Below are 13364 nucleotides of genomic sequence, written 5' to 3' on the forward strand. Positions count from 1 at the left end.
GTTCGCGTAGGCCGGGTAAGGCGCAGCCGCCACCCGGCAAAAAAACTTAAGGTTTAGCCACAAACCCAATCGCTTCATACACCGCTTTCAGGGTCACAGAAGCGCGTGCGCTGGCTTTCTCGGCGCCGTCTTTCATCACCTTCTGCAGGAAGGCTTCGTCGTTGCGGAACTGGTGGTAGCGCGCCTGCAGTTCGGTCAGCATGCCGGAGACCGCATCCGCCACTTCACCTTTCAGATGGCCATACATTTTGCCTTCGAAGTGCTGCTCCAGCTCTGGAATGCTCTGGCCAGTCACGGCAGAGAGAATATCCAGCAGGTTAGAGACACCCGCTTTGTTCTGCACGTCGTAACGCACCACAGGCGGCTCGTCAGAGTCGGTGACTGCACGCTTGAGCTTCTTCACCACCGCTTTCGGATCTTCCAGCAGACCAATCACGTTGTTGCGGTTATCGTCCGACTTGGACATCTTCCTGGTCGGCTCCAGCAGGGACATCACGCGGGCACCAGACTTCGGAATGAACGGCTCAGGCACCTTGAAGACGTCGCCATAAATCGCGTTGAAACGCTGGGCAATGTCGCGGCTCAGCTCCAGGTGCTGCTTCTGATCTTCACCCACCGGCACCTGGTTGGTCTGATACAGCAGAATGTCAGCCGCCATCAGTACCGGATAGTCAAACAGACCGGCGTTGATGTTTTCAGCGTAACGGGAAGATTTATCCTTGAACTGGGTCATGCGGCTCAGTTCACCGAAATAGGTGTAGCAATTCAGGGCCCAGCCCAGCTGCGCGTGTTCGGGGACGTGAGACTGAACGAAGATGGTGCTTTTCTCAGGATCGATACCGCAGGCCAGATACAGCGCAAGGGTGTCGAGCGTCGCTTTACGCAACTGCTGCGGATCCTGGCGCACGGTAATGGCATGCTGGTCAACGATGCAGTAGATACAGTGATAGTCATCCTGCATGTTCACCCACTGACGCAGCGCACCCATATAGTTGCCAATGGTCAGTTCACCTGAGGGCTGTGCGCCACTAAATACGATGGGCTTAGTCATTTTTCAATTCCTGATTTTCACTGTGCGAAAGCCCGAGAACGGGCAGTAAATCTTTGAAGTGGTCGAAGACGAAATCCGGCTCACTCAACGTAATGGATTCACCGTAGTTATAGCCATAGGTCAGGCCAACGGACGGGCAACCTGCGGCCCTGGCCGCCAGAATATCATTGCGCGAATCCCCTACAAAGAGCAGCGCGTCCGGTGTTAAGGATAATTTTCCTGCCACCAGCAGCAACGGTTCGGGATGCGGCTTCTTATTCTGCACGTCATCGCCACCGACAATCACCGAGAAGTATTTTGCGATATCCAGCGCTTCCAGCAGCGGTGCAACAAAGGCGGTTGGTTTGTTGGTCACCAGCCCCAGCGGCATGCCTTCTGCATGCAGCGCGCTCAGCGTACCGGCCACATCCGGGAACAGGAAGCTGCCCTCTTCTACCGTCTCTTCATAGAAACGGTTGAACAGCTTACGCAGGAGGCGAATCTGCTCTTCCTGCGGAATATCCGCGTGATCGACGCCAGGTTTGCCCTGCGCCGCACGCTGAATGGCGCGCTCCTGACGGGCCCAGGTCAGCGCGCGCTTCATCAGCACGTCTGCCCCGTTACCAATCCACGTTATCACGCGATCTTCGCCCGCCACCGGCAGTTCCAGCGCATACAGCGCCTGGTCAACCGCCGCGGTTAAGCCTGGCGCGCTGTCCACCAGCGTGCCGTCGAGGTCAAACGCAACGCCCCGAATTGCCTGCAAATTATTCATGACTTACCTTCGCCAGTTCACTGCGCATTTCATCAATGACTTTTTTGTAGTCCGGCTGATCGAAAATCGCCGAACCGGCCACGAACATATCTGCGCCCGCCGCGGCGATTTCGCCAATATTGCTTACCTTCACGCCGCCGTCCACTTCGAGACGGATATCAAAGCCTGATTCGTCGATGCGACGACGCACTTCACGCAGCTTATCCAGAGTATGTGGGATGAAAGACTGCCCGCCGAAGCCGGGGTTGACGGACATCAGCAGAATCACGTCCAGCTTGTCCATCACGTAATCGAGATAGCTCAACGGGGTGGCCGGGTTAAATACCAGGCCCGCCTTACAGCCGTGCTCTTTGATCAGCTGCAGGGTGCGGTCAACGTGTTCGGAGGCTTCAGGATGGAAGGTGATGATGCTGGCACCCGCGGCGGCAAAATCCGGCACGATGCGGTCGACCGGCTTCACCATCAGGTGCACGTCAATAGGGGCGGTCACGCCGTAGTTGCGCAGTGCCTTGAGGACCATCGGGCCGATGGTCAGGTTAGGCACGTAGTGGTTATCCATAACGTCGAAATGAACGACATCCGCACCGGCAGCCAGGGCTTTCGCGGTATCTTCGCCCAGCCGGGCAAAATCAGCCGAAAGAATTGAGGGTGCAATCAAATACTGTTTCATCCGCATCTCCTTGAACTTTGTTTAACGGCGGGCGAAACGGCTCAGGGTAGATAGAGAGCCAGCAGTTCGTCCACCTTTTTACGTGTACCGCCGTTGCTGCTGATGCTGCGCCGGACTTTGACCTGAAAATGCTCTGCGGCTTTGTACCATTCGCGCGTATCAGGCGTGTCGTGATTCGAAATTAACACCGGAATTCTTTTGCTGACCAGCTTTTCCGCCATTTCTGCCAGCCGCGCCTGCTCGGCAGGGCTGAAGCTGTTAGTGTGGTAGGCGGTAAAGTTCGCCGTTGCCGACAGAGGGGCGTACGGTGGATCACAGTAGACTACCGAGTTACCGTCAGCACGGTCCATACACTCTTCATACGAGAGGCAGTGGAACTCCGCATTCTGCGCTTTTTCAGCAAAGTGATACAGCTCAGCCTCAGGGAAATAGGGGCGCTTGTAGCGACCGAAAGGCACGTTGAATTGACCACGCAGATTATACCGGCACAGGCCGTTGTAGCCATGGCGGTTGAGGTAGAGGAACAGCAGCGCCCGACGGAACTTATCCTGACACTGATTAAACTCAGCGCGGAGCAGGTAGTAAACGTCCGGGTTGTTGTTCTCTGGGGTAAATAGCTTGCGCGCCTCATCAACGTACTCGTCGGTACGCAGCTTTACGATGTTATAGAGGTCGATAAGGTCGCTGTTGATATCCGCCAGGATATAACGGGAGTAGTCGGTATTGAGGAATACCGAGCCCGCGCCCACAAAGGGTTCGACAAGACACTCGCCCGCAGGCAGGCGTTGTTTAATATCATCGAGCAGGGGGTATTTCCCCCCTGCCCATTTCAGAAAAGCGCGATTTTTTTTCATGCTGACTAACTGATTACACCTTCTCCGGCTGTGGAGAAAGCTCCGACAGCATCCTGCGCTTCACAGATTACTTCAAATCGGACTGAACCTGACGGATCGGCTTCGCCCACGGGTTTTTCGCCTGAACATCAGCCGGCAGTGTTGCGACCGCGCGTTTTGCTTCATCTTTCGAAGCATACACGCCGCTCACCAGCACATACCATGGCTGACCGTTACGGGTAGTCTCATAGACAACGAAGTTTTTCAGGTTCGACTTTTTCGCCCAGCTGTTGAGGTTGTCATAGCTGGAAGAACTGCTCAACTGCAGCGTGTAGTTGCTGGATGAGGCAGACTTCAGTGAACTTACATTCCCTGTCGTTTTACCGGTGCTGGCAGTGGCCGCTGGTGCTGCCGCCGCTGGCGCAGAGGCTGTCGCCGTCGGGGCTGGCGTTGCGGTCGCTTTCGGTGCCGTCGCTGTCGTAGTAGGGGCTTTCGCCGGTGCGCTGGTCACGGTTTCGCTACGCTTCGACTGGGCAGTCGCTTTCGGTTCTTCCGCTTTCGCAACAGGCTGCGGCTTCACTTCGCGCTTCGGCTCAATCACCGTCTGCTTACGTTCCTGATGCTGGGCAGGCTTAGTCTGACGTGGCGCACTCTCTGTCGCCGCCGTCTGCTGTTGCCCTGTCGCACCACGAATTGGCGCCACGGTCGCAGGCTCGGTCGGCAGCGTGGAGTTGACCACCACGTTGTTGACCTGCTGCTGGTTCTGCGGCTGCGTCAGTGCATTGTTCAGATCGCCCTGCACTTCAACACGCTGCTGGCCTGCCGGGGTTGCCGGTGTCTGACCCTGCGTTGGCGTGGACGCGACCGGCGGCAGAGAGATCTCCTGCTGGGTATTGCCGGCAGTCTGCTCGGCGGAAGTGGTACCCGGCGCAGGCTGGGTGCCGTTGGCCTGATCGGCCGCATTGCCGGACAGATCGACACTCTTCTCAGCAGAGGCGGTCTGATCGGCCGGATTGCTCGACGGGGCTTTGAGTGCAGAGCCGACGCCGATAATCAGCAGCAGCAGGACCAGCACGCCCAGCCCCATCATAATGTACTGGCGGGAAGCGGGCTTCGCCGGCGCGGCTTTACGCTTACGCGGGCGGCGCTCTACGGGCACTTCATCCACTGAATCATCTTCAGACTCAAAATCTTCTTCTTCACGCTCGTCGCGGGCAGCACGGCCACGCGAAGGACGAGGGTCATCGTTTTCGAGATCGACCTCGTCAAAGTTAATTTGCGGCTCGTTATCACGTTCTGAAGATTGGCGAGTACGACCAGTACGACGATCGCTGGGATCGGGTTTCAGCTCGTCTTCTGGTTTGAATTCATCCATTTAACACCCCACTAAAAGGCTTATGCCTACGACTTTGCACATCACCTGAAGCAAAATGGCTACGTTTTACCGCAGCCGGACCTTTCTAATAGTTACGCCTGCTGGCAATCAGCAATAGCGCCAAGAACCACATCGTGCGGCACACCGCCACGCACTACACTCTTACCTATTGCAAGCGGGAGCACCAGACGCATCTCGCCTGCTAATACTTTTTTATCACGCATCATATGCGGCAGGTAGGCCTGCGCCGACATTTCACGCGGCCCCGTAACCGGTAACCCGGCACGCTCAAGCAGCGTGATAATGCGCTGCGTATCCGCCTTGCTGAACTGACCCAGACGCTCCGAGGTGCGCGCGGCCATCACCATCCCCGCCGCAACGGCCTCGCCATGCAGCCAGTTACCGTAGCCCATTTCGGCTTCGATAGCATGACCGTAGGTGTGCCCAAGATTCAGTAAAGCACGTAAGCCTGTTTCGCGCTCGTCTGCGGCCACGACTTCTGCTTTCAGCTCACAGCAGCGGCGAATACAATACGCCATCGCCTGACCATCCAGGCGCAGTAAGGCATCCATATTCTCTTCCAGCCAGCTAAAGAATGCGCCGTCCAGAATAATGCCGTACTTGATCACTTCCGCCAGACCTGAAGCCAGCTCACGCTGAGGCAGCGTTTGCAGACAGTCGAGATCCACCACCACCGAAGCGGGCTGGTAGAACGCGCCAATCATGTTTTTGCCAAGCGGGTGGTTAACGGCCGTTTTGCCGCCAACAGATGAGTCGACCTGCGACAACAGCGTGGTAGGAATCTGAATAAAACGGACGCCGCGCTGATAGCTTGCCGCAGCAAACCCCGTAAGATCGCCAACAACACCGCCGCCTAATGCCAGCAGTGTGGTATCGCGACCATGCGGTTTTTGCAGTAATGCGGTAAAGACGGTATCCAGTACCGTCAGGCTTTTATACTGCTCGCCATCAGGCAGAATCACACTGTCGACCTTTACGCCAGCCTGTTCAAGGCGCTGACGCACGTTGTCGAGATAAAGCGGAGCCAGAGTCTCATTGGTGACCAGCATTGCCTGATCACCCGCTTTCAGTGGTAAGAAGGAAGCTGGGTCGTTAAACAAACCAGCCGCGATAGTGATAGGGTAACTCCGTTCACCGAGAGTGACTGTAATCCTCTCCATAGCGCGACATCCACCTTAAATGCTTTTACCCGCAGGCGAGTGTATATAAAGCCAGAATCAGTTGCTTTCCAGCATATGAATAATCTGGTTTGCGACCACTTTAGCGCTCTGGTCGTCTGTGCGAATGGTGACGTCGGCAATCTCTTCGTACAGCGGATTGCGTTCACCAGCAAGGGCTTCCAGAACTTCGCGTGGAGGCGTCTCAACCTGCAGCAACGGGCGTTTTTTATCACGCTGCGTACGCGCCAGTTGTTTCTCGATGGTCGTTTCAAGATAGACCACGACACCGCGGGCGGAGAGACGGTTGCGAGTTTCGCGAGATTTTACAGAGCCGCCGCCAGTTGCCAGCACAATGCCCTGTTTTTCCGTAAGTTCATTAATGACTTTTTCTTCACGGTCACGGAAACCCTCTTCGCCTTCTACATCGAAGACCCAGCCCACATCAGCTCCGGTTCGTTTCTCAATCTCTTGATCAGAATCGTAAAATTCCATATTGAGTTGTTGAGCTAACTGGCGCCCAATAGTGCTTTTGCCGGCACCCATAGGCCCAACCAGAAAGATATTGCGTTTCTCTGCCATTTTTTCGGTACTACTAAGACTATTCGTTAATGGTAAACCCGCTTCACCGATATCGGGCGTAGCAGGACATGAACTGAAACCTCATATGCGATAGAGCGAGAGTCAGACTAAAAATTATCTCAATACTCCGGCTTGTTTGGCAACAGATTAAATCATCAGGCTTGCCGCTTAAGTTATTAAGGAGTGTGATTGAGTAAGCTGATTCTCAAATCGGTACTCCTTGTATGCTAATTCATGCCCCACGTCAAACATCTGCAACAAACAGAATGCAAAATCACGCGGGGCATCGCGGGACATTATGGCGTCGCAACCAGACGAGGGGTGATAAAAACCACTAACTCCCTGCGTTCGTTGTCTTTCCCCTGATGGCGAAAAAGTTTCCCTAGTAAGGGAATACGGCTCAAGCCTGGCACACTTTCGCTGCCGGTTTTATGCCTCTGGGAAAAAATTCCGCCTAAGGCCAGCGTTTCACCGCTTTTGACCTCTACCTGAGTTTCAATCTCCTGCTTATCTATTGCCATCGTTTCGCCGTCGGCCTGCTGCAAAACCTGGCCCGGGGCGTTCTCGCTGATGCGCAGCTTCAGGCGCACGCGCCCGTTGGCCAGTACCACCGGCGTCACCTCCATCCCCAGCACCGCCTCTTTAAACTCAACCGAGGTCGCGCCGCTCTCGCCGCTGGAGACCTGATAGGGGATCTCGCTGCCCTGCTTAATGCTGGCGGGCTGCATGTGTGAGGCCAGCAGGCGAGGGCTGGCGATAATGTCGACCTGCTGTTTTTGTTCCAAGGCGGAAAGTTCGAGATCCAGTAACCGGCCATTAATCCGCCCGATATTGAATCCCACCTGGGTGGTGGCGTTGGTAACGGCCAGATCGCTGCTGAGCATCGTCAGCTGCCCTGGCTTACCGTCCTGCTGCCCCTGGGCCAGATTCCACTTCACCCCCAGCTCACGCAGGCTTTTTTCACTCATGCTAACGATGTGCGCGGCCAGTTCTACCTGAGCCACAGGAAGATCCATCTGCGCCACCCAGTGTTGTAATGCCTCCAGCGCAGCCCGGTTGTCGCGCACCAGCAGGCGATTGGTGCGCTTGTCTACCGCCAGGCTGCCTTTCGGGCTGAGGAGCTTTTCGGCAGCTGACTGCAAATCCCCGGCATCAGCATAGGAGAGGGGGTAACTGCGCGCCTCCAGCGGCGCGCTGAGCTGCCGCTTTGTTCGCTCGGCCTCTTTTTTGGCCTGCTGTTGCTGCTGCCAGGCGGCGGTGTGGATATAAAAAATGCCCGCCTGCTGGCGCATCACCAGCCCGGCACCGGTGACCACCGTCTGTATCGCCTGCAGCCAGGGGACCTCCTGCAGACGCAGAGAGACATTGCCGCTGACGTCCGGGGAGATAATCATGTTGCGGTTCTCCTGCTCCGCCAGCGCCTGCAGAAGCTGGGCCACCGGCACCTCATCCACCACCAGGCTCACCGGCGCTGGCCCCGCGGCCAGCGCCTGACTGCCTGTCAGCAGTAATCCCACGATCCCTGTTTTCATCCTGTTTGGTTCCTTGTCGTTGCCATCGCCACTGCGAGGGCTCACACGCCCCGGGCATATCGATGACCAGTTCCTTTTCGTCCAACGCCCTCACCTTCCCGCCTTGCGCCAGCGTGTCGCCGCGACGAAGGCGCAGCCAGCGCGACTTTTCATCTCTGACGATCGCCACCGGCACCGGACCCAGCACCACCCCGGCATAGCGCCACTGCCGCAGCGCGGCGTCCGGGCAGCGTGAGACCGGGGCCTGAAAAGGATCGCGCATGCCGAGAAGCAGCGGCAGTAATAGCAGCACTCTGCACTTAACCCGCATCCTGGCGCTCCAGCTGCATCACTATCTGTAACCGGTTCTGCTCTGGCTGAATGCTAAAGCGCCCCACCGCCATATCTCGCCGGGCGAGAGTGGCAAACAGCGAGGGGATCTGCGCCCAGGTCGCCTTAATCACCAGTTCTCCTCCTGCTCCCCTGGGCTGCCAGCGAACCATCCGCAGCTCATCGGTATCAAACGCCAGCGGTGAAAAAGGCAGTGCCGCCACGGAAGGTTGCGCGTTGTCAGGGGGGGAGAGCTTACGCACCGCGGTCCACAGCCGGGAATGGGTCTCTGCGTTCCGCACCAGCCTGGCCTCCTGCGTCGCTATCTGCCGATCCTGCATTCGCCACTGCCATCCGGTGACGCCAGCCAGGAGTAACGCTGAACTGATGCCCCAGCACAGGCAGCGCCCGCGCGGCGTCATGGCATACCAGCTGTCAGGATGGATCCGCATCAGCACGCTCCTTGCGGGTCAACGTCCAGCTGAACAGCCAGCGCCCCAGGGCGTCCTGTCGCATCTCGCCCGGTGCTCCGGGGGTAAAGCCCGGCACCTGGCGGAGCGCCGTCTCCAGCCCGGCAAGGGCGGGCAGCGTGGCGGCATAGCCGGTCAGCGAGAGGGTCGACTGCTGAAAGTGCAGCTGCGCCAGCCATGCCTGCTCCGGCAGGAGGCGGGATAAGGCGATCAATGCCGGTTGCCAGGCTTCCGTTTTCGCTTTTTGCAGCGCCCACCGCTGCTGTTGCTGATGCCGGGCCTGTAAAGCCGTCCACTGCTTTTGCCGCTGCTCCAGCCCCTGACGCAGCGCCAGATCGCTGGCATGCCGCAGCGCGCTGGCGCGTGTTACCAGAGGATCGCAGGCCCGACTGGCTGCGCAGAGCATCAGCGTCACCAGCAACGAACCGGTAAACATCAGCCCCCAGTAGCGCAGGCAGCGACGCTGTTGCCGCTGGCGCCACGGCAGAAGATTGGCCGTCCTCATCGCGAGTGTTCTCCGGTCGCCAGCGCCAGCGCGACGCTGAAATCCGCCCCATTTTCAGGCAGCGGCGGCTGCGTGCGGGATAACGCGCACCAGGGGTCAAAACTGCCTGCACCACAGCAGGCGATCTCGTCGACCCTGAGTGCCAGCAGAGCAGCCAGCCGATCGACGTCAGGAGCCTCCGCCAGCCCGCGCCTGCCCCACTGGTGACGCATCGCCCATAGCCACTGATCCCGGTCGCGCCAGGCGACGCACTGGGCCGGAGCTTGCACAAAGGGCAACAGGTGGGCCAGCGCTCCGGCGTCGGGCGTGATCGCGGCCAGCCGCAGACGCAGCACCTGGGCCAGTTCGAGCAGCGTCGCAATCTCCTTATTCTGTGCCGCCGTTACGTGATAAGCCTGGCTGAAGGTATCCTCCGCATAGTCAAACCGCAGGGCGTCGGGGGGCATCTCCAGCTCACGGCTTATCGCCGAGGCGATCCAGGCGGTCCGTTCGCTGTCGCGCAGGGTCATCGAAGGGCGCGGTAGCGTGCGCTGTAGAGTGCGGGCGGCCGGAAAGGCGAGAAAGATTCGATGTTGATGAGGTAGCATCTGGCGCCACTCGCGCAGTGCCGCAGCCAGTTGTTCGGGCTGAAGAATTTGCCCGTCGCGGATAATGTCCGCCGCCAGGGGGAGCTGCCACCAGCGGCGCAATCCCCACCCCGACTTTTCGCGTACCAGCGCGACGGCCAGAACCTTATCCTGTTGAATATGAACGCCTGTATGCCATGTTTTAAACGCCATGTTTCACGATCTCCTTATCGTCCCGGGGGATAACGGCTATATCAATGCTACAGGCTTGCCTTTATACTACCGCGCGATTGTTTAGAAACTGCCCAGTTCAAACTAAATGGGAAATCTCCAGTGAAGTTCGTAAAGTATTTATTGATCCTTGCAGTCTGTTGCATTCTGCTTGGAGCAGGCTCGATTTTTGGTTTGTACAAATATATTGAGCCGCAACTGCCTGATGTCGCTACGCTTCGTGATGTACGACTCCAGATCCCGATGCAGGTGTACAGCACGGACGGCGAGCTTATCGCCCAGTACGGTGAAAAGCGCCGTATCCCGCTGACCCTGAATCAGATCCCACCCGTCATGGTGAAAGCCTTTATTGCCACCGAGGACAGCCGTTTTTATGAGCACCATGGCGTCGATCCGGTGGGGATTTTCCGTGCCGCAAGCGTGGCGTTGTTCTCCGGCCATGCCTCTCAGGGTGCGAGTACTATCACCCAGCAGCTGGCGCGTAACTTCTTCCTGAGTCCTGAAAAAACGCTGATGCGTAAGATCAAGGAAGTGTTCCTGGCAATCCGTATTGAGCAGATGCTGAATAAAGATGAGATCCTCGAGCTCTACCTCAACAAGATCTATCTCGGCTACCGTGCCTACGGCGTGGGCGCGGCGGCGCAGGTCTATTTTGGCAAATCCATTGACCAGTTAACCCTGAGTGAAATGGCCACCATCGCCGGTCTGCCGAAGGCCCCCTCCACCTTCAACCCGCTCTACTCGCTGGATCGCGCTACCGCCCGCCGCAACGTGGTGCTGTCGCGTATGCTGAGCGAAGGCTATATCAGCCAGACCCAGTACGATCAGGCCCGCAGCGACGTGATTGACGCCAACTACCATGCGCCGGAAATTGCGTTCTCCGCGCCGTACCTCAGCGAGATGGTGCGTCAGGAGATGGTCTCCCGCTACGGCGAGCAGGCCTACGAAGATGGCTACCGCGTCTACACCACCATCAGCCGCAACGTCCAGCAGGGCGCGCAGCAGGCGGTGCGTAATAACGTGATTGATTACGACATGCGCCACGGCTACCGCGGCCCGTCAAACGTGCTGTGGAAGGTAGGTGAATCCGCCTGGGACAGTAAAAAGATCGCCGACACCCTGAAACCGCTCCCGGGCTACGGGCCGTTTGTTGCGGCTGTCGTGACCCAGGCCAGTCCGCAGGAAGCCACCGCGATGCTCGCGGACGGCACCTCGGTGTCGCTGCGCATGGAGGGCGTCCGCTGGGCGCGTCCGTATCGTTCTGATACGCAACAGGGCGCGACCCCGCGCAAAGTGACCGATGCGGTACAGGTGGGTCAGCAGATTTGGGTCCGTCAGGTTAACGACGCCTGGTGGCTGGGGCAGATCCCGGACGTTAACTCCGCGCTGGTCTCTATCGATCCGCATAACGGCGCGGTGCTGGCGCTGGTCGGCGGCTTCGATTTCAACCAGAGTAAATTTAACCGTGCCACCCAGGCGCTGCGTCAGGTCGGTTCCAATATCAAACCGTTCCTCTACACCGCGGCAATGGATAAAGGCCTGACCCTCGCCAGCATCCTCAATGACGTGCCCATCTCCCGCTGGGATGCCGGGGCCGGTTCCGACTGGCGACCGAAGAACTCACCGGCCGAGTACGCCGGGCCGATTCGTCTGCGTCAGGGTCTGGGACAGTCTAAGAACGTGGTAATGGTTCGCGCCATGCGCGCCATGGGGGTCGATTATGCGGCGGAGTATCTGCAACGCTTTGGCTTCCCGGCACAGAATATTGTGCATACCGAGTCGCTGGCGCTGGGCTCTGCCTCCTTTACCCCGCTGCAGGTTGCGCGCGGTTATGCGGTAATGGCGAACGGCGGCTTCCTGGTCGATCCGTTCTTCATCAGCAAAATCGAGAACGATCAGGGCGGTGTCCTGTTCGAAGCGAAACCGAAAATCGCCTGCGCAGAGTGTGACATTCCGGTGATTTATGGCGATACCCCTAAATCAGAATCCCTGAACAACCAGGATATGGAAGATGTCGCCATTTCTCAGGCGCAGCAAAACGCGGCAGTGCCAATGCCGCAGCTCGAGCAGGCAAACCAGGCGCTGGTTGCGCAGACCGGTGCTCAGGAGTACGCCCCGCACGTGATTAACACACCGCTGGCGTTCCTGATCAAAAGCGCCTTGAACAGCAATATCTTTGGCGAGCCAGGCTGGCAGGGTACGGGCTGGCGTGCCGGTCGCGATCTGCAGCGCAAGGATATCGGCGGCAAAACCGGGACCACCAACAGCTCGAAAGATGCCTGGTTCTCGGGTTATGGTCCAGGCGCGGTGACCTCGGTGTGGATCGGCTTTGACGATCACCGCCGTGATTTAGGTCGTACCACGGCCTCCGGGGCGATCAAGGATCAAATTTCCGGTTACGAAGGCGGGGCCAAAAGCGCTCAGCCCGCGTGGGATGCCTTTATGAAGATGCTGCTGGACGGCGTGCCAGAGCAGCCATTAACGCCACCGCCAGGCGTGGTGACGGTCAATATCGATCGCTACAGCGGTCAGCTGTCCAATGGCGGCAGCAGCCGGGAAGAGTATTTCATCGAAGGCACGCAGCCAACGCATCAGGCGGTGCATGAGGTGGGTACAACGCTGATTGACAACGGCGAGACACAAGAACTGTTCTAAACGTCTGCCCCCTTTCCCGTTGGGAGAGGGGGATCCTTCGGCTACAGCCTTCCCTGCCCTTTCAGCCACTCCCGCACCAGGAACAGCGCACTCACGTTCCGGGCTTCGTTAAAGTCGGGCTCTTCCAGCAGATCCATCAGATGCGCCAGCGGCCAGCGCACCTGCGGCAGCGGCTCGGGTTCATCCCCTTCCAGCGATTCCGGATAGAGATCTTCCGCCAGCACGATATTCATTTTGCTGGAAAAATAGGAGGGAGCCATGCTGAGCTTTTTCAGGAAGGTTAACTCCTTCGCACCAAACCCAACCTCTTCTTTCAGCTCGCGGTTCGCGGCTTCAAAAACCGATTCACCGGGATCGATCAACCCTTTGGAGAAGCCAAGTTCGTATGACTCGGTCCCCACCGCATATTCGCGGATCAGGATCAGATGCTCGTCAACAATGGGCACAATCATGACGGCTTCGCGCGTGGAGGGACGCATACGCTCGTAGACGCGGCGCACGCCGTTACTGAACTCCAGGTCCACACTTTCAACATTAAACAGACGCGATTTCGCGACGGTCTCAACATTCAGGATGGTGGGCTTTTGTAAAGGTTTGCTCATTTTGACGGGTCTTTGCTGAGTGAACTGGCGTCATTGTGCGATACGCCGCAC

General features: G+C 58.0%; 14 protein-coding genes. 1 reads left to right on the forward strand and 13 read right to left on the reverse strand.

The annotated features are described in order from the left end of the window. Positions 1-46: 46 nt before the first annotated feature. From trpS to pilM, 12 genes are all read right to left on the reverse strand, one after another. Complete coding sequence (gene trpS / locus ACP4QI_RS20540) at positions 47-1051, reverse strand: tryptophan--tRNA ligase (protein WP_156264777.1); 1005 nt, start codon at positions 1049-1051, stop codon at positions 47-49. Next, positions 1044-1805: a phosphoglycolate phosphatase gene (gene gph / locus ACP4QI_RS20545; RefSeq protein WP_285129067.1), complete on the reverse strand. Its 762-nt coding sequence runs from the start codon at positions 1803-1805 to the stop codon at positions 1044-1046. Before gph ends, trpS begins: the two co-directional genes overlap by 8 nt. After that, positions 1798-2475 carry a ribulose-phosphate 3-epimerase gene (gene rpe, locus ACP4QI_RS20550; protein ID WP_142487368.1) on the reverse strand — a complete coding sequence of 226 codons (678 nt, stop codon included), beginning with the start codon at positions 2473-2475 and terminating at the stop codon, positions 1798-1800. The genes gph and rpe overlap by 8 nt, the downstream gene beginning before the upstream one ends. A gap of 41 nt (positions 2476-2516) precedes the next feature. Continuing rightward, positions 2517-3329: an adenine-specific DNA-methyltransferase gene (dam, locus tag ACP4QI_RS20555; protein ID WP_231313534.1), complete on the reverse strand. Its 813-nt coding sequence runs from the start codon at positions 3327-3329 to the stop codon at positions 2517-2519. A 67-nt stretch (positions 3330-3396) separates the two neighbouring features. Further along, positions 3397-4683, reverse strand: coding sequence for a cell division protein DamX (gene damX, locus ACP4QI_RS20560; RefSeq protein WP_285129066.1), 1287 nt, complete (start codon positions 4681-4683; stop codon positions 3397-3399). A gap of 92 nt (positions 4684-4775) precedes the next feature. Beyond that, on the reverse strand, positions 4776-5864 hold the full coding sequence (gene aroB, locus ACP4QI_RS20565; RefSeq protein ID WP_426495859.1) for a 3-dehydroquinate synthase: 1089 nt from the start codon (positions 5862-5864) through the stop codon (positions 4776-4778). A 57-nt stretch (positions 5865-5921) separates the two neighbouring features. Further along, complete coding sequence (gene aroK, locus ACP4QI_RS20570) at positions 5922-6443, reverse strand: shikimate kinase AroK (protein WP_010436374.1); 522 nt, start codon at positions 6441-6443, stop codon at positions 5922-5924. A gap of 296 nt (positions 6444-6739) precedes the next feature. Continuing rightward, positions 6740-7975, reverse strand: coding sequence for a DNA uptake porin HofQ (gene hofQ / locus ACP4QI_RS20575; RefSeq protein ID WP_285129065.1), 1236 nt, complete (start codon positions 7973-7975; stop codon positions 6740-6742). After that, positions 7890-8285: a HofP DNA utilization family protein gene (locus ACP4QI_RS20580; protein ID WP_426495860.1), complete on the reverse strand. Its 396-nt coding sequence runs from the start codon at positions 8283-8285 to the stop codon at positions 7890-7892. The genes hofQ and ACP4QI_RS20580 overlap by 86 nt, the downstream gene beginning before the upstream one ends. Then, the gene (locus tag ACP4QI_RS20585; protein ID WP_156264779.1) at positions 8275-8736 is read right to left on the reverse strand and encodes a HofO family protein; all 462 of its coding nucleotides are present in this window, start codon (positions 8734-8736) and stop codon (positions 8275-8277) included. The genes ACP4QI_RS20580 and ACP4QI_RS20585 overlap by 11 nt, the downstream gene beginning before the upstream one ends. Then, positions 8720-9259 (reverse strand): PilN domain-containing protein, encoded by a 540-nt coding sequence (locus ACP4QI_RS20590; RefSeq protein ID WP_285129063.1) that lies wholly within the window; start codon positions 9257-9259, stop codon positions 8720-8722. The genes ACP4QI_RS20585 and ACP4QI_RS20590 overlap by 17 nt, the downstream gene beginning before the upstream one ends. Next, on the reverse strand, positions 9256-10038 hold the full coding sequence (gene pilM / locus ACP4QI_RS20595; RefSeq protein ID WP_156264780.1) for a pilus assembly protein PilM: 783 nt from the start codon (positions 10036-10038) through the stop codon (positions 9256-9258). Before pilM ends, ACP4QI_RS20590 begins: the two co-directional genes overlap by 4 nt. Before the next feature lie 120 nt (positions 10039-10158). On the opposite strand from pilM, the gene mrcA reads away from it, so the two are divergent. Further along, positions 10159-12711 (forward strand): peptidoglycan glycosyltransferase/peptidoglycan DD-transpeptidase MrcA, encoded by a 2553-nt coding sequence (mrcA, locus tag ACP4QI_RS20600; protein ID WP_142487376.1) that lies wholly within the window; start codon positions 10159-10161, stop codon positions 12709-12711. 41 nt (positions 12712-12752) lie between these two features. On the opposite strand, the gene nudE is transcribed toward mrcA, so the two are convergent. After that, positions 12753-13313: an ADP compounds hydrolase NudE gene (gene nudE / locus ACP4QI_RS20605; RefSeq protein ID WP_142487377.1), complete on the reverse strand. Its 561-nt coding sequence runs from the start codon at positions 13311-13313 to the stop codon at positions 12753-12755. Positions 13314-13364 lie beyond the last annotated feature (51 nt).

This window comes from Leclercia sp. TB492, from assembly GCF_049974505.2.
In the GTDB taxonomy this organism is placed as follows: Bacteria; Pseudomonadota; Gammaproteobacteria; order Enterobacterales; family Enterobacteriaceae; genus Enterobacter; species Enterobacter adecarboxylatus_C.